15 protein-coding genes and 1 pseudogene are annotated in these 15,297 nt (G+C 53.5%); 14 read left to right on the top strand and 2 right to left on the bottom strand.

Annotated features, from left to right (window positions below; all coding sequences use genetic code 11):
* Nucleotides 1-63: 63 nt before the first annotated feature.
* On the bottom strand, nucleotides 64-483 hold the full coding sequence (locus tag V5G20_RS21695; protein ID WP_003388168.1) for a MarR family winged helix-turn-helix transcriptional regulator: 420 nt from the start codon (nucleotides 481-483) through the stop codon (nucleotides 64-66).
* Nucleotides 484-868: 385 nt separating this feature from the next.
* On the opposite strand from V5G20_RS21695, the gene V5G20_RS21690 reads away from it, so the two are divergent.
* The 12 genes from V5G20_RS21690 to V5G20_RS21635 all read left to right on the top strand — a co-directional run bounded on the left by V5G20_RS21690 (nucleotide 869) and on the right by V5G20_RS21635 (nucleotide 11,983).
* On the top strand, nucleotides 869-1,615 hold the full coding sequence (locus V5G20_RS21690) for a gluconate 2-dehydrogenase subunit 3 family protein (protein ID WP_024983501.1): 747 nt from the start codon (nucleotides 869-871) through the stop codon (nucleotides 1,613-1,615).
* A gap of 22 nt (nucleotides 1,616-1,637) precedes the next feature.
* The gene (locus V5G20_RS21685) at nucleotides 1,638-3,359 is read left to right on the top strand and encodes a GMC family oxidoreductase (RefSeq protein WP_003388166.1); all 1,722 of its coding nucleotides are present in this window, start codon (nucleotides 1,638-1,640) and stop codon (nucleotides 3,357-3,359) included.
* 39 nt (nucleotides 3,360-3,398) lie between these two features.
* The gene (tatC, locus tag V5G20_RS21680; RefSeq protein WP_024983499.1) at nucleotides 3,399-4,139 is read left to right on the top strand and encodes a twin-arginine translocase subunit TatC; all 741 of its coding nucleotides are present in this window, start codon (nucleotides 3,399-3,401) and stop codon (nucleotides 4,137-4,139) included.
* Nucleotides 4,140-4,155: 16 nt separating this feature from the next.
* The gene (locus V5G20_RS21675) at nucleotides 4,156-4,356 is read left to right on the top strand and encodes a twin-arginine translocase TatA/TatE family subunit (RefSeq protein ID WP_003388163.1); all 201 of its coding nucleotides are present in this window, start codon (nucleotides 4,156-4,158) and stop codon (nucleotides 4,354-4,356) included.
* 63 nt (nucleotides 4,357-4,419) lie between these two features.
* The gene (locus V5G20_RS21670; protein ID WP_003388162.1) at nucleotides 4,420-4,842 is read left to right on the top strand and encodes a cupredoxin domain-containing protein; all 423 of its coding nucleotides are present in this window, start codon (nucleotides 4,420-4,422) and stop codon (nucleotides 4,840-4,842) included.
* A gap of 244 nt (nucleotides 4,843-5,086) precedes the next feature.
* Nucleotides 5,087-6,685 carry an OPT/YSL family transporter gene (locus tag V5G20_RS21665; RefSeq protein WP_122958613.1) on the top strand — a complete coding sequence of 533 codons (1,599 nt, stop codon included), beginning with the start codon at nucleotides 5,087-5,089 and terminating at the stop codon, nucleotides 6,683-6,685.
* A gap of 20 nt (nucleotides 6,686-6,705) precedes the next feature.
* Nucleotides 6,706-7,767, top strand: a complete 1,062-nt coding sequence (locus V5G20_RS21660) for a DUF917 domain-containing protein (RefSeq protein ID WP_024983496.1) — start codon at nucleotides 6,706-6,708, stop codon at nucleotides 7,765-7,767.
* 16 nt (nucleotides 7,768-7,783) lie between these two features.
* On the top strand, nucleotides 7,784-8,740 hold the full coding sequence (locus V5G20_RS21655) for a DUF1177 domain-containing protein (protein ID WP_003388159.1): 957 nt from the start codon (nucleotides 7,784-7,786) through the stop codon (nucleotides 8,738-8,740).
* A complete protein-coding gene (locus V5G20_RS21650) occupies nucleotides 8,737-9,414 on the top strand; it encodes an AroM family protein (RefSeq protein ID WP_003388158.1) in 678 nt (225 codons plus the stop codon). Before V5G20_RS21655 ends, V5G20_RS21650 begins: the two co-directional genes overlap by 4 nt.
* A gap of 14 nt (nucleotides 9,415-9,428) precedes the next feature.
* Nucleotides 9,429-10,382, top strand: coding sequence for an aminopeptidase (locus V5G20_RS21645; RefSeq protein ID WP_251237613.1), 954 nt, complete (start codon nucleotides 9,429-9,431; stop codon nucleotides 10,380-10,382).
* On the top strand, nucleotides 10,379-11,017 hold the full coding sequence (locus tag V5G20_RS21640) for an aspartate/glutamate racemase family protein (protein ID WP_122958617.1): 639 nt from the start codon (nucleotides 10,379-10,381) through the stop codon (nucleotides 11,015-11,017). The genes V5G20_RS21645 and V5G20_RS21640 overlap by 4 nt, the downstream gene beginning before the upstream one ends.
* Before the next feature lie 195 nt (nucleotides 11,018-11,212).
* Nucleotides 11,213-11,983, top strand: a complete 771-nt coding sequence (locus V5G20_RS21635) for an IclR family transcriptional regulator (RefSeq protein WP_024983492.1) — start codon at nucleotides 11,213-11,215, stop codon at nucleotides 11,981-11,983.
* Nucleotides 11,984-12,108: 125 nt separating this feature from the next.
* Here the strand turns inward: V5G20_RS21635 and V5G20_RS21630 are convergent, their stop codons facing one another.
* Entirely contained in the window at nucleotides 12,109-13,323 is a 1,215-nt protein-coding gene (locus tag V5G20_RS21630) for an MFS transporter (protein ID WP_024983491.1), read from the bottom strand.
* Between the two features lie 307 nt (nucleotides 13,324-13,630).
* On the opposite strand from V5G20_RS21630, the gene V5G20_RS21625 reads away from it, so the two are divergent.
* Both V5G20_RS21625 and V5G20_RS21620 read left to right on the top strand, forming a co-directional pair.
* On the top strand, nucleotides 13,631-13,981 hold the full coding sequence (locus tag V5G20_RS21625) for a RidA family protein (protein ID WP_003388151.1): 351 nt from the start codon (nucleotides 13,631-13,633) through the stop codon (nucleotides 13,979-13,981).
* A 14-nt stretch (nucleotides 13,982-13,995) separates the two neighbouring features.
* A pseudogene (locus tag V5G20_RS21620) lies at nucleotides 13,996-14,946 on the top strand (threonine ammonia-lyase).
* Nucleotides 14,947-15,297: the final 351 nt, after the last annotated feature.

The following is a 15,297-nucleotide window of genomic DNA, read 5'->3' as shown; positions in this document are numbered from 1 at the left end:
AAGCGCCCTCCGGATCGGAGCGGCGCTTTTTGGCCAGATAGCGTGTAACCGATGTTGAAACGATCAAGAGAGCGAATCGAGATTTTTCATCATTTGCTGCAAGACGCGGTCAAAGACGATCAAATCCTCTTCCTTGATATTTTGCAGGGCGATAATTTCCAGATCGTCAGAGGTTTTCTGCCAGGTGGCGAGCATCTCTTTCGCCTGCGGAGTCAGGGAAACTTTGCGTGCCCGTTTATCCTCGCCTTCCTCGCGAATCACCCATCCCAGCTCCTCCAGCCGGGTCAGCGATCTGGTAATCGTGGGGGCTTCCACGTTTAAATAATTGCTGATATCGACCTGGGTCAAGGAGCCTCGCTGATGCAAACACCAGATAATCCCCCACTGTGAGCTGTACAATCCTTGGGTAGACAGCTTTTCATTCAATTTTTTGGTAAATTTCCTAGCCGCCTGGTTTATTTTGTGTCCATATATGTAGTTCAATGGTTATCCTCCTAAAGGTGTTTTTTAGCAGATGATCCTTTTCTTTCATAAGACGGAACACCAAGAGGTTGGTAACAAATTTTTTGCTTCCATCTGTTTATGATTTCCAAAAAACGGACTGCTCAGCGTCGCGATGAATCCGTTTTCAAATGTTTACCTAAGTAAATGCAACTACTATTCATCCTACTTGCAGAACGGCTTTAAGTAAATGTATCTTTTGTGAAAATTGTATGGAAATTTCATTTGGACAGCGTAGGGATTTCCAAGTTTGTTTTATTGGAAAATTCCAATAACACCTAAACGTTTGACAGATATTTTTCTTTGGAACTATCATGAACTAGGTAATAATTATCTAGTTAATTTTACACATCAAGGAGGAACTACTGTGGCAGATACAAACTCAAAACAGCCCAAAAGTAGCTCGCGGCGCGAATTCCTCAAGAATTCCGGGATCGCCCTCGGGGGGCTGGTGGTTGGAGGCGTACTGGGTGGTTCGTTGTTCGGAAGCAAGAAAGCGGAAGTAGAGAAGGTTGTCGAGAAATCGGTCAACTACAACCAGGCGCTGATGTTTTTCAATCAGGAGCAATTCCAATTGACGGAAGCGGCTTGCGAGCGCATTTTTCCGCAGGACGAGCACGGCCCCGGCGCAAAAGAGCTGGGCGTAGCCTTCTACATCGACCACCAGTTGGCCAGTCCATGGGGAATCAATGCAAAAGATTACATGACCGGTCCGTTCTACCCGGGAGAACCGACCCAAGGAATGCAAACCTCCCTGAAACGCGCGGAGATTTTCACATTGGGGCTGCAAGGGCTGGCTGACTACAGCAAAAAGAAATACAACAAACGCTTCACTGATTTGACCGAAGCAGAGCAAGACGAGACCTTGAAGGTTTTTGAGGCGGGCAAGGAGTATCAGCTTGCGGGAACTTCGACCACAGGGTTTTTTAGCCTTCTGCGCAGCATGACGATCGAGGGCGTTTACGCCGATCCGATGTACGGCGGCAACAAGGACATGCAGGGCTGGAAAATGCGCAATTATCCTGGCAACCAGATGAGTTTCGCCAAAGATATCGAGAAGGACGAATTTATGAAGATTGAGCCTAAAAGTCTTCATGACCACATGGGCCACTGATAACCAGGAAGGGATGACATAAATGAGCAAGAAGCTACCAAAGGTTCCCGTTGTGATCGTCGGTATGGGCTGGGCAGGCGGCATTATCGCTTCGGAACTGACGAAAGCCGGCGTGAAGGTTGTTGGATTGGAACGCGGAAAAGGCAGAAGCACCAGCGATTACTACATGGCTCATGACGAGCTCCGTTACGCGCTGCGCTATGAGATGATGCAGGACCTCTCCAAGGAAACCGTCACCTTCCGCAATAACGAAAAAATGCGGGCGCTCCCGATGCGGACGTACGGATCTTTCCTTTTGGGCGACGGTCTCGGCGGCGCAGGGTCTCACTGGAATGGGCAGTACGGACGCTTTCTGCCTTACGATTTCGAGATTCGCTCCAAAACGATCGAACGCTACGGCGAGAAAAAGATTCCAAAAGGAATGACGATTCAGGACTGGGGCATTACCTACGACGAGCTGGAGCCCTATTTCGACAAGTATGAAAAAATGGCGGGGATCTCGGGTGAAGCGGAGCAAAACCCGATGGTCGGAAAACGCTCCAACCCGTTCCCGACTCCTCCGATGAAGGTCACGCCTGGCATGAAGATGTTCATGGACGCTGCGAAAAAGCTGAATTATCACCCGTACGTCATTCCTTCGGCCAACCTGTCCGAGATGTACAAAAATCCGGACGGCATCGAGCGTGCCGCTTGTCAGTACTGTGCGTTCTGCGAGCGCTTCGGCTGCGAGTACGGCGCCAAAGCCGACCCGGTCGTAACCGTCATTCCAGTCGCCGAGAAAACAGGAAACCTGGATTTGCGCACGCATTCCAATGTGACCAAAATCCTGCATGACGGGAAAAAGGCAACCGGCGTGGTTTACGTCAACACCATTACCGGTGAAGAAATCGAGCAGCCTGCCGATCTCGTGGTCATGACCAGCTACGTGCTGAACAACGTCCGTCTGCTGCTCACATCCAAGCTGGGCAAACCGTACGATCCGGCATCCGGAAAAGGCGTGATCGGAAAGAACTACGCATACCAGGTAAACAGCGGGAAAGCGGTCGGCTTCTTCGACGACAAAGAGTTCAACACGTTCATGGGGGCGGGTGCGCTCGGCGCGGAGATCAGCGATTTCAACGGCGACAACTTTGACCACAGCAACTTGAACTTCCTGCACGGGGCCGGTATTCGCTTTACCCAGACTGGCGCAAGGCCGATTGCCACCAATCCGGTTCCAAAGGGCACGCCTTCCTGGGGCAAGGATTTTAAACAACAGTCGCTCAAGTATGCGAATTCGACGCTTACGCTGGCTTCCCAAGGGGCAAGCCTCCCGTGGCAGCACCACTACCTCGACCTCGATCCTACCTATAAGGATGCGTACGGAACTCCGCTTTTGCGGATCACCTTTGACTGGGAGGATCAGGACCGGGAATTGAACAAGTATCTGGCTGAGCGGGCCGGAGAGATCATGAAAGAAATGAATCCGACCAAAATGGAAGTCTCCAAAGAAATGAAATCGTACAACATCACCCCATACCAGTCCACGCACAATACGGGCGGTGTCATCATGGGGGCTGATCCGTCGACTTCCGCGGTAAACTCCTACCTGCAGATGTGGGATGCGGAGAACGTGTTTGTCGTAGGGGCTTCCGCATTCGCTCACAACGGCGGATACAACCCGACAGCTACGGTAGGGGCCCTATCCTACAGAGCAGCCGAAGGCATTTTGAAGTACATCAAGCAAGGCGGCTCCCTCGTCTAGTCTGAAATGCTGCCCGTTGCCTTTCATTTGGGGGTGTGTATGGAAAACAAACAAGAATTTGTTGGTCATCTGGCTGAGCTGCGAAAGAGATTGATTGTGGTCATTGTCGGCTTCTTTCTGTCACTGTGCATCGGCTTGTACATGTCCCCTGACATTTTGCTGTTTATCAAAGCGCAACCGGTGGCTGCCGATGTAGTCTGGAACGTATTTTCGTTTACGGACGGCATGTTTATCTATATGAAATGCGGCTTTCTGGTGGCGATCCTGCTGACGCTTCCGCTCGGGCTCTACCAGGCCTGGGCGTTCGTCAGGCCAGGCTTGTCCGATGACGAGGCGCGGAAGACGATCTGGTTTGTGCCGCTGTCGTGCTTTCTGTTTTTGTGCGGGATGGCGTTCAGCTATTTCGTCGCGTTTCCAATGATGGTGTCGTTCCTCTCGTCGGTGAACAAAAGCATCGGAGCGGTGGAAACGTACGGGATTGACCGCTACTTCGCCTTTATGTTCAACGTCATTTTTCCGTTGTCGGTCGCGTTTGAAATGCCGGCAGTCGTGCTGTTCCTGACGAGGATCGGGCTGATTACTCCCGCCCAACTGAAAGCCGTTCGCAAATATGTCTATCTGGGACTTGCCATCGTAGGCTCGATGATTTCTCCGCCTGATTTTGTCTCGCATTTGTCGGTCACGATTCCGCTCATTCTGTTATTCGAGCTAAGCGTCCTCATCTCAGGGTGGTATCATCGCAGATCAAGCGGTTTGCTCGTATCTGGGTCAAAGTCATAAAAAGGAGGTATGATCGATGTTCAACAGTATTGGCATCCCTGGATTAATCATTATTCTGGTCATTGCCCTGGTTGTATTCGGGCCATCCAAGCTGCCGCAATTGGGACGGGCGCTTGGGGATACCCTGCGCGAATTCCGCTCGTCGACCAAAGGCGTGGTCGATGACATCACCACCGAAGGCAAGACCGAAAACCAGCAGCAGCCTGAATCCAAGTAACACATGGCCGCTCAGGCCATATCAACATAAATCAATCTATCAGATGCAATGGAGGTAATTACAATGAACAAAAAAGCACTCACTTCTCTGATCCTCGCTTCTGCTGTAGCTCTTGCGCTGGCAGGCTGCGGAAACAGCCAATCCGACCAAGGCAGCGCTGCAAGCAATAACGCAGCAAGCACAGCTACTGCTGACGCAGGTGCGGCTCAATCCGCAGACGGCGTAAAAGAGATCAAGCTTTCCGCGACAAACTTCGAATTTGACCAAAAAGAAATTCATGTGAAAAAAGGCGATAAAATCAAGCTGACGCTGACCAATACAGAAGGCATGCACGGTGTAGCCATTCCTGATTTCAACGTAGACCTCAAAGGTGACGGAAGCGCCGAGTTTACTGCTGACAAAGCGGGCGAGTTTACATTCAACTGCTCTGTTATGTGCGGTGCCGGCCATGATACGATGACAGGAAAATTGATCGTCGAAGAATAAGCCCATCTTTCAACATAGTTTCGTGAAAAACCCAAGCGGACGTCCGAGAAGTCGGATCAGCTTGGGTTTTTTGTCGTTTTTCTGTCGCAGCCTGTTCGCAAACAGACGCAAAAATATTTGCAAAAGTCCAAAATAACGAAAATTGATTATTGAATAAAAAAAGGCGGATTTGTATAATTGCACATATGCTATTAAAATAAGGACCTATGGTCCGAATATGGAGACAAAAGGGGCGAAGGGCAACATGAACAATGGGGAACAAAAGAAGCATCCCAGAGCGTTAGAGCCTGTCACGCTGATCCTGACGATCGTCACGGCGATTCTCGGGGCGGCGATCGGGATGCAGTTGATCGTGACGTTGGGCATTACAGCCAATACAGCCATTATCGGGGCGCTCTTGGCCATGCTGATCGCGAGGGTACCGCTTACCTTTCTTCGCAAGATGCGCTCTGTCCATCGGCAAAATATCGTTCAGACCGCCATCTCGTCGGCGACATTCGGGGCTGCGAACAGCCTGCTCATTCCGATCGGGATTCCATATGTATTCGGGAAGCCGGAGCTGATCATGCCGATGCTGATCGGTGCGGCGCTGGCGATGTTCGTTGACGCCTTTCTGTTGTACAGGCTGTTTGATACGAAGGTCTTTCCCGCTTCGGGCACCTGGCCGGACGGACGCGCCACAGCGGAGTCGATCATTGCCGGCGACAAAGGCGGCAAACGTGCCGGATTGCTCGGTGTGGGGATTGCCGGCGGTGTAGTCGGCTCCATCCTGGGAGTGCCGATGTCTGCATTCGGTGTCGCCTTCATCGGAAACATCTGGGCACTGGCGATGTTCGGGATCGGTCTTTTGCTCAAGGGCTATTCCGGGACATTGCTTGGAATGGATTTGAAGGATTCGTATATACCGCATGGATTCATGATCGGAGCGGGAATTGTCGCCCTGATCCAGGTAAGCTTCGTCATCTTCAGGAAAAAGTCTCCGCAGCAAGGTTCAGGCGCAGAGGCGGAGCAAGCGCTGCAGGTGACCAAAGGGGAAAAGGAAACCTCGCGCACGCTTTTGACAGGGCTTTTGCTGTACATGGCGATTTCGGTCATTTTGGCAATCATTGGCGGATTGTTGACGCATATGTCGTTCGGAATGTTCCTATTGTTCATTATTTTCGCTGCTTTCGCCGCTTATTTGCACGAATTGATCGTCGGCATTTCCGCGATGCACTCCGGCTGGTTTCCGGCTTTTGCGGTGGCGCTGATCACCTTGATCCTCGGCATGCTGATCGGATTTCCGCCTGTCGCGCTGGCACTGCTCGTCGGCTTTAGTGCAGCTACGGGTCCCGCTTTTGCAGACATGGGCTACGACCTGAAGGCCGGTTATATTTTGCGCGGCAACGGCGCTGATCCCGAGTTTGAGAAAGAGGGCAGAAGACAGCAAATGACAGCCGGGATGATCGCTTTCGGCGTAGCTGTCCTCGTCGTCCTTTTCAGCTTTCACAGCCTGTTTTCGCAAAACCTCGTTCCGCCTGTCGATACCGTATACGTAGCGACGATTAACGCCGGGGTCTCTGGCGATGTGGCAGGTGAGCTGTTCCTCTGGGCGATTCCGGGCGCGATCCTGCAATTCCTCGGCGGGCCCAAGCGGCAGATGGGGATTTTGTTTGCGACGGGTTTGCTGCTTACGTATCCCGAGGCGGGCTGGGCGGTTCTCGCAGGTCTCTTGATTCGCGTCGTTATCCTGAAATGGAAAGGCCAAGAGGCGGATTCCTCGATGAATATCATGGCAGCCGGATTTATCGCGGGCGATGCTTTGTACAGCTTCTTCAGCTCCGTCTTTTCGATGAAAAAATAGAGGAAGGAAGGAGAAGGCAGATGGAAACGATTACGCTGGATGAACGCAAAATGGAGGCTGCTGTCTGGGGCGGCGCTGTCCTCGGAGGCGGAGGCGGAGGCCCGATCGAAGAAGGCATCCAGCTCGGCAGACTGGCCCTGGAGGTAGGCGAGCCGAAGCTGATTACGATAGATGAACTGCTAGATGACGAGTGGGTGGTGACGGTTTCTGCGGTGGGGGCACCTGCCGCAGCCGAGCAGTACGTCAAGCCGATGCACTATATCCGGGCCCTGCAGCTGCTGCTGGACAAGCTGGGCCGTCCGATCTCCGGGCTGATCACGAACGAAAACGGAGCGAGCACCACAGTCAATGGCTGGTTTCAGTCGGCTGTTACCGGACTGCCCGTTTTGGACGCGCCGTGCAACGGCAGAGCGCATCCGACAGGGAGCATGGGCTCGATGAATTTGACGGAGCTGGAAGGCTACGTCTCTACGCAGACGGCAGCAGGCGGATTGGGCAGCCGGTACATCGAGCTGTGCGCGTCCGGTTCCCTGGAGAACATGGCGCAAATGGTGCGCCGGGCATCTGTAGATGCGGGAGGCATGGTCGCCGTAGCCCGCAATCCCGTACAGGTGTCCTATGTGAAGCAAAACGGCTGTCCGGGAGCGATCCAGCAGGCGATCCGCATCGGCGAGACGATGCTGGCCCACACGGGAGAAAAGGCGATTGAAGCAGTGACCGAGCTCCTGCAGGGCAGAATCATCGAGGTCGGGACTGTTTCGAATTTTTCGTTGAATACGACAGGCGGATTTGATGTGGGCCGGGCCGACATTGGCAGTCTGGAGCTTACCTTTTGGAACGAGTACATGACACTTGAGTCAAATGGCGAGCGGCTGGCCACGTTCCCCGATCTGATCATGGCCTTTGATGCAGAAAGCGGACGCCCGCTGGAATCTGCCAAAATGGCAAATGGTCAAAAAGCGGCGGTCATCGCGGTGCCAAAGGAGCAGCTGCTGCTCAGCTCGACGATGCGAAACCGCAAACTGTTTGAACCTGTGGAAGAAGCGATTGGAAAACAGGTCATTTCGTACGTGTTTTCCTGAAAGGAGAAGGTAAGGCATGGCATTGAAACAGACACTCATTGTCTATGAGGTGATGGACAGTCTATACGCTTCCGGGGAGAAGATCAAGGAACTGTTCTCTTCTTACAGCGATGTTCAGGTTGCAGTAGATACGGTGCAAGGAGACAAAGGCAAAACGGATTTCGTGAAAATCCTGATTCCCGGGACAGAGGGAAAATCCCGGGGAGGCTCGGCTCCGACACTCGGCATCATTGGGCAGCTCGGCGGGATCGGGGCCCGTCCGAGCCGGATCGGCATGGTATCGGATGCGGATGGCGCGGTGGCAGCGGTCGCCAGCGGCTTGAAGCTGGCGGAGATGGCGAGAAACGGCGACAGGCTGAAAGGAGACGTGCTGGTGACGACGCACATCTGTCCGGATGCGCCTACCCAGCCGCATGATCCCGTTGATTTCATGGACTCCCCTGTCGATGATCCGACGATGAACCGCTACCAGGTATGTCCGGAGATGGACGCGATATTGTCCATCGACACGTCCAAAGGAAACAGGCTGATCAATATCAAAGGCTTTGCGCTCTCCCCGACAGTGAAGGAAGGGTACATTTTGCGCGTCAGCGAGGATTTGCTGCGGATCATGGAAATGACGTCGGGACAGCTTCCGGCCACCTTCCCGATCACGCTCCAGGACATAACGCCGTACGGAAACGGCGTGTATCATTTCAACAGCATCATGCAGCCGGCTGTCGCGACAAAGGCTCCCGTGGTCGGAGTCGCCATCACGGCACAATCTGCCGTACCCGGCTGCGGCACAGGGGCCAGCCACGAAGTAGACATCGCAGCCACCGCCCGGTTCGCCATCGAGGTAGCCAAGGAGTTTACGGCTGGCACTTGCAGCTTCTATGATCAGACGGAGTACGACCGCCTCGTCAGCCTGTACGGCTCGCTGGCGGTATTCCAGACGATGGGCAGCCAAGAGACGCCGGGAGAATCGTCATGACGATGAAAAAGCTGGGGCTCGTCACGATCGGACAAGCGCCGCGGATGGATGTCGGCCCCATTTTCCAAAAATACGTCGGAGGCCGGGCGGAAATCATGCAGGCAGGCGTACTCGACGGCATGACCAAAGCGGAGGCGGAAGCGGCCTTTTCACCGGAAAAGGGTGACTACGTCTTGACCAGCAAGCTCGTGACCGGAGAGTCTGTGGTAATGTCCCGGGAAAAGATCGCGCCTGTACTCCAGCGAAAACTGCATGAGCTGGAGGAAGCCGGGTGCAATCCGATTGTCGTCCTGTGCACCGGGACATTCGAGGGGCTTGCCGCAAACAACGCCTTGTTGATCGAGCCCGATGTCATCCTGCGCTCGACCTTGTCCGCGATGCTGAAAAACAAGAGACTCGGTGTGATCGTTCCTCTGCTGGAACAGCAGGATGCGCTCGAAGACGAATGGGGGAGCCTTGTGGATGCCGTCTACGCAGCGGCTTCTCCATATGCGGAGGGAGAGACGGAACTGATCCGCGCCGCAAAAGAGCTGGCTGATCAAAATGTGGATGCGATCCTGATGGACTGCATGGGCTATGTAGAAGCGTCCAAGGCGGTCGTAGAGGCCTATGCGAACCTGCCTGTCATCCTGTCAAACGCCTTGCTTGCCAAAATCGTATCGGAACTGTACTAGGAGGGTATCGGGATATGGACCGGCAATTGGTCGAAGTCAGCAAAAACATACTGGTGACAAGTCTGGCGCTCAAGCAGGAGGAAACGCTCCTGGTCGTCGCTGACCTGGAGAAAAAGGAGCTCGCGGAGGCGATTCAGAAGGCAGGTCTTGCGATCGGAGCAGAATCGCTCCTGATGGTGATGAAGGAGCGGAAAAAGGACGGGGAAGAGCCGCCGGCACCGATTGCGGAGGCGATGCGGGGAGCGGACGTCGTCGTTTGTGTGACGGAGTATTCCCTCACCCATACCGAAGCGAGAAAACGTGCAGCCGCGAGCGGCGCCCGTATCGCGACGATGCCGGGGATTACAGCCGACATGTTTCTTGTAGGAGCGATCACGGCGGACTACGGTCAGGTACAGGTGCTGACGGAGCAGGTGACACGGGTCCTGACAACTGGCCACACCGTACGGATCGAGAAGGACGGTCACTCGCTCAGCTTTTCCATCGCGGGCAGAGACGGGATTTCCAGTACGGGCGTGTACCGCAATCCCGGCGAGTCGGGCAATCTGCCTTCCGGGGAATCGTACATCGCACCTGTCGAGGGAACGGCATCGGGAAAAATCGTCGTAGACGGCTCGATTGCCGGTATCGGCAAGGTGAGCGGTCCTCTGCTCGTATCCGTTGACAAGGGACGGATCATCGATTTGGAAGGCCCTGATGCCGATCAGCTACTGGACATGCTGGGAGAGGGAGACGGCAGGCTGCTCGGGGAGTTCGGCATCGGCACCAATGACAAGGCGCGCATCACCGGAAATGTGCTCGAGGATGAAAAGGTATACGGCACGATTCACGTAGCCTTCGGCAGCAACCGGACGTTTGGCGGCACGATTTCAGCAGGTGTCCATATCGATCTGGTCGTCCACGAGCCGGACGTGTTCATCGACGAAGCGAAAATCCTTTCCAAAGGGAGGGTGACCATCCAGCCATGATCGGTATCATCCGGGTAATCACGACTGACGATGCGGACATTCTGAATGAGCACGGCAAGCTGATCGAGAGCAAGTACGGTGTCCAAACCGTATCCGCATGCATTCCCGATCAGCCGTACGGCATTTGCGACGAGGTGACGGAGCGGCAAGCAGTCCCGAAAATCGTCGCACTGGGTCAAAGGCTGGCCGCATCAGGCTGCCGGGTTTTGGTGATCAGCTGTGCGGATGATCCGGGAATCGATGCGCTGCGTCAGCAGGTGAGGGTGCCCGTGATCGGGGCGGGCAGTGCGGCGGCACTCCTTGCCAAAGGATACGGCGAGCCAGTCGGTTTGCTCGATATCGCTGCCGAACCGCCCCGGGTCATGAAGCGGATTTTAGGCAGGCAGCTCGCTTGGCATATATCTCCGCCAGGGGTGACCAATTCCGCAGAGGTCATGGCGCCCCACGGTCGGGAAGCAGCGCTGAACGCTGTACGGACGATGGTGAAAAACGGGGCAAAGACGATCGCGTTTGCGTGCACCGGGTATTCAACCATCGGCCTGGCACCGATCATTCGCAGGGAGTTTGGCGTGACCGTCATCGATCCAGTGGAGGCAGAAGGGCTTCTCGCCTGGTATATCGTCAAAAACAGTTGACAATTTTGGGCGGTCACAGCATCAGATGATATGGTCACAAGAGATGTCTGGCCTATAGTCGCTCAAGGTCAGCGAGCGGGCAGCACTCAGCACGAATCTTCCGTTTCTGGAAATATATATGGAAGCGAATGGCAATATCAGGACTCTTATACTATAATCGACATTGTATAAGGGAAGTGAGGCTGTGATACCGGTATGAGCTTGAAAACACTAGATAACGCTTTGGAAATTTTAAAATTTTTCACCGATGAAACCCCTGCCTGGGGTGTCCGCGAGCTGGCGAAAGAGCTGAATGTGAGCCATTCGATTGTTCATCGGGTTCTGGCCACCTATGAAAAGCACGGTTTTTTGGCGCAAAATCAGGTGACAAAAAAATATGTCCTGGGCATCAAATTTTGGGAGTACGGACAGCTTGTCCAGAAACGGCTGAAGCTCATTGACGCGATTCGGCCGATCATGCACCGGCTGTGCGAAGATACCGGCGAGTCGGTTATTTTGACGATATTGGAGGGAATCGAAGCGGTTGACATCGAGATCGTGGAGAGCCCGCAAAAGGTAAAATACGAGCTGACAGTGGGGAATCGAGCCCCTTTGTATGTCGGAGCTTCCAGCAAGGTGCTGATGGCCTATCTCCCGGAAGAAAAGCGGGCGGAAGTGATCGAACAAGGCTTGTCTCCCTATACAGACAATACAATCGTCGATCCGAACAAACTGATCGATGATTTGGACAACATCAAAAAGCAGGGATGGTGTTATTCCAGGGGAGAGTATTTCGAGGACACATTTGGCATCAGCATCCCGCTGTTCAACAAAGATCGGGAAATCGTCGCCTCCCTGTCCATCGCGGGTCCCAGCTACCGCATGCCCGAAGAAAAGGTACAGGAAGCGCTCCATATGCTCGAAAAAAGAGGGAAAGAAATTCAGGATTACCTGAGTCAAATAGAAGTTCATCAATTGTTTCAATAAGGCGAGTTACCCGCAATTGCTTCAAGGAAAGAAATCACCTGCAATTGTAAAAGGAAAGGGACGCATGCTCTTTATCCGCTTCTCGGCGAATAGAAGGCACGCGTCCCTTTTGCGTTCCCTGCTGATTATTCCTGGATAGCAGGGGTTATGTGTTTGTCTTTAGTGCGGCGATTCCATGAGACGGACAAAAACAGGCTGAACAGCAGCATGAAGGCTCCGAACAGGTACGGAAGATTGATGTGCACATCGAACAGGATACCGGCCAGAGAAGGACCGACGATATTCCCCAGGCTCATGTAGGCGTTGTTCATCCCTGCGACGAAGCCCTGCTCCTTGCCTGCCATTTTGGAGAGCAGCGTATTGATCGCGGGACGGAGGATCGATGTGAAAGTAAAGAAGATGAGGCACACCAGCATCACGTACCAGAAGTTTCCAGACAGCAGCATCAGCACCATAGTCACTGCGGAAACAAAAAAGCTGAGATTGATCAGCCGTTTTTCGCCGAAGCGGCGGAGCAGCTTGTCGATCAGAAGCGATTGAATGACAACGCCGATCAAAGCCCCGACTGTAATCAAAATGGAAATATCCTTTGGCGTATACCCGTATTTCTGATCGACGAACAGCCCGAAAATCGCCTCAAAGTTGGCCAGGCCAAACGTAAGGGTAAAGACCAGCACCAGGAGCACCAGATAAGGAGCTTTAAACGAATAGGCAAACTGCTTGAAAATGTTCTCCCGCTTTTTCTCTGAGCTGCGGGCTGCCAACTGGTCTTCCATTGACAAGGTTTCACGCAAAAACACGAAGGAAGCCAAGGTCGCAAAACAGGCGACAGCGGCAGACACATAAAACGGAACACGCAAGCCGTACTCGGCCAAAAACCCGCCGATCCCCGGCCCGATCACAAACCCGAGCGACATGGATGCTCCGAGGAGCCCCATCCCTTTTCCTCTTGCTTCCACACTCGTAATATCGGCGACGTAAGCCATCATGGAAGGGATCATGAACGCAGCGCCCATTCCCCCGATCAACCTTGACAGGTACAACAGCCACATCTGATCAGCGAGGGCAAAGATGAGCTGGGACAGTGCAAACGCGGCCAGCCCAATGACGATCATCCGCTTTCGGCCGTACTTGTCGGAAAACTCCCCGGCGATCGGTGAACAGATGAATTGGGTTAAGCCAAATGCGGCGACCAGATAGCCCAAGGCCGTACCGCTGGCCCCGAATTCCAGCATGAATTTTGGCAAAACCGGAATGATTAAGCCAATTCCAAGCATAGCAATGAACATGTTGACCATCAAGATGACGAGTGGCGCTTTTTGGATGCTCTGTTCTTTCATTCGATGGTTCTCTCCTCTCTCTCTGTTGCTCAATTTCTTTCAAAAACGCCACGGGACAGGAATCAGCATCCTTCCTGCTCGCAGAAAATAAGACCCATTATATAAAATCGGGGCATGGAAAGGCAACTGGGTCAAACTGTAAAATGTGCAAAATTTACAGTTTGCTGCTTTTGATGCAAAAATCCGCCTCCCATGGAAGAATTGTAGCAGCTATACCGTTAAGGATTGATGAAGATCGTGCAAAGATTTTGCGAGGGGAAAATGAAATGGGCAGTTTCAGGAAGCTTTTGCCTACGTTAGCGGCCAGGTGCCGCGGGTAAACGGGGAGCTCCCTTATACAGGAAAGGTTGGGGCAGAGGTCACGATTGAGCAAGCCCGCGAACTGGCGGAAATCTGTGTATTAAAAGGATTGAGCTGTCTGGAAGCCGAGCTCGGCAGTCTGGATAAAGTGGAGCAGGTATTGAAAGTGACCGGGTTTGTTCAGTCCGCTCCCGGCTTTTCGCAGCAGCCCAAAGTATTGGATGCCGCTTCAGAGCTGCTGCAAGCCATTTTTGGAGAAAAAGGACGGCATGCGCGCTCTGCAGTCGGTGTCGCTGAGCTGCCCGGGAATACACCGGTGGAAATCGAATTTGTGTTTGCAGTCAACGCAAATAAATGAAAGGAGAAGTGCCGATGATTCGACTGGAGCAAGTGAAGGAAGCGCGTCAACAAATCGCTGACGTCGTGCGAGTCACACCGCTCTTGAACTCCGAACAGCTCTCCCTGCGCTGCGGCAATGACATCTACTTGAAAGCGGAGCACTTGCAAAAGACAGGCTCGTTCAAAATTCGCGGAGCGACCAATAAGGTAAAGCAGGCTGTATCAGCAGGAGCCGCCTATGTGACGGCGGCATCCTCGGGCAATCACGGGCAGGCGGTGGCGTATATCGCGCAAAGGCTGGGGATTCCGGCGACGATTGTGGTACCTGAGGATGCTGCCCAGTGCAAGATCGACGCGATCCGGTCCTACCGGGGGGCGGTGGAGAAATACGGGTACACATCGGCAGAAAGGCTCCCGCGGGCAAAGGAGCTCGCAGCGAGCGAGAACGGCGTCTACATCCCCCCGTATGACGATCCTTCCATCATGGCCGGACAGGGAACCATTGGGCTGGAAATACTGGAACAGCTCAGCGACGTGGATGCGATCATCGTACCCATCGGCGGAGGCGGACTGATTTCCGGCATTTTGACTGCAGTAAAGGAATCCAGGCCAAAAGTCCGGGTGATCGGTGTGGAGCCGGCATTGGCAAACGATACATAGCTTTCGCTGAAGCAGCGAAGCATCGTGTCCGTCCCGGGCCCGAAAACAATTGCGGACGGCCTCAGGACGACGCAGCCGGGTGACCTTACCTTTCCAGTCCTGATGAAGCACCTCGATGATCTGGTCCTCGTCAGCGAGGAGGAAATCCGGCAGGCGTTGCGGTTTGTGCTGGAGCGCATGAAGCAGATGATCGAGCCGTCCAGCGCTACGACTGTGGCAGCAGCTATGTTCGGCAAGCTGCCATTCTCCGGCAAAAAAGTCGTGACGGTCATTTCCGGCGGCAATGTCGACGTCGATGGGCTTTACTTATTTTTGAAAGCGTAAAAGAGCCAAATACGAGGAAGCATTGAAAATTTTGACAGGCATGTGGCTTTTGGATCCTCCAAAAAATCCGCCTCTTTTCCAAATAATAGAGGTGGATTTTTCGTTTTTTTGCTATCTTAGCTTCACTGGAGGGATTTTTATATTCACACAGGCTATAATCAAGCGGACAATCTTTGACGAACTGAGCGATGAGCGGTTGGGATGGGCGTGTATTGAGCACGTCGTCGTGCCGTTGCGGGGCAAGCACCCGGATCACAAGGCTAGACCGATGCCCGTTTCCGGCGAATCTCGGAGGCGGGTTTTTTCATGTGTGCGTTTTTTGTAAGGGAATCTTAAGAATTTCTACGCAAA

Origin of the sequence: Brevibacillus borstelensis (assembly GCF_036700025.1) — a bacterium.
In the GTDB taxonomy this organism is placed as follows: domain Bacteria; phylum Bacillota; class Bacilli; order Brevibacillales; family Brevibacillaceae; genus Brevibacillus; species Brevibacillus borstelensis.
This window is presented reverse-complemented; position numbering and strand designations above follow the sequence as displayed.

Coding starts and splice junctions, on each gene's coding strand:
- V5G20_RS21685 (WP_003388166.1), top strand. CDS start 1,638: ATGAGCAAGAAGCTACCAAAGGTTCCCGTTGTGATCGTCGGTATGGGC.
- tatC (WP_024983499.1), top strand. CDS start 3,399: ATGGAAAACAAACAAGAATTTGTTGGTCATCTGGCTGAGCTGCGAAAG.
- V5G20_RS21675 (WP_003388163.1), top strand. CDS start 4,156: ATGTTCAACAGTATTGGCATCCCTGGATTAATCATTATTCTGGTCATT.
- V5G20_RS21670 (WP_003388162.1), top strand. CDS start 4,420: ATGAACAAAAAAGCACTCACTTCTCTGATCCTCGCTTCTGCTGTAGCT.
- V5G20_RS21665 (WP_122958613.1), top strand. CDS start 5,087: ATGAACAATGGGGAACAAAAGAAGCATCCCAGAGCGTTAGAGCCTGTC.
- V5G20_RS21660 (WP_024983496.1), top strand. CDS start 6,706: ATGGAAACGATTACGCTGGATGAACGCAAAATGGAGGCTGCTGTCTGG.
- V5G20_RS21655 (WP_003388159.1), top strand. CDS start 7,784: ATGGCATTGAAACAGACACTCATTGTCTATGAGGTGATGGACAGTCTA.
- V5G20_RS21650 (WP_003388158.1), top strand. CDS start 8,737: ATGACGATGAAAAAGCTGGGGCTCGTCACGATCGGACAAGCGCCGCGG.
- V5G20_RS21645 (WP_251237613.1), top strand. CDS start 9,429: ATGGACCGGCAATTGGTCGAAGTCAGCAAAAACATACTGGTGACAAGT.
- V5G20_RS21640 (WP_122958617.1), top strand. CDS start 10,379: ATGATCGGTATCATCCGGGTAATCACGACTGACGATGCGGACATTCTG.
- V5G20_RS21635 (WP_024983492.1), top strand. CDS start 11,213: ATGAGCTTGAAAACACTAGATAACGCTTTGGAAATTTTAAAATTTTTC.
- V5G20_RS21630 (WP_024983491.1), bottom strand. CDS start 13,323: ATGAAAGAACAGAGCATCCAAAAAGCGCCACTCGTCATCTTGATGGTC.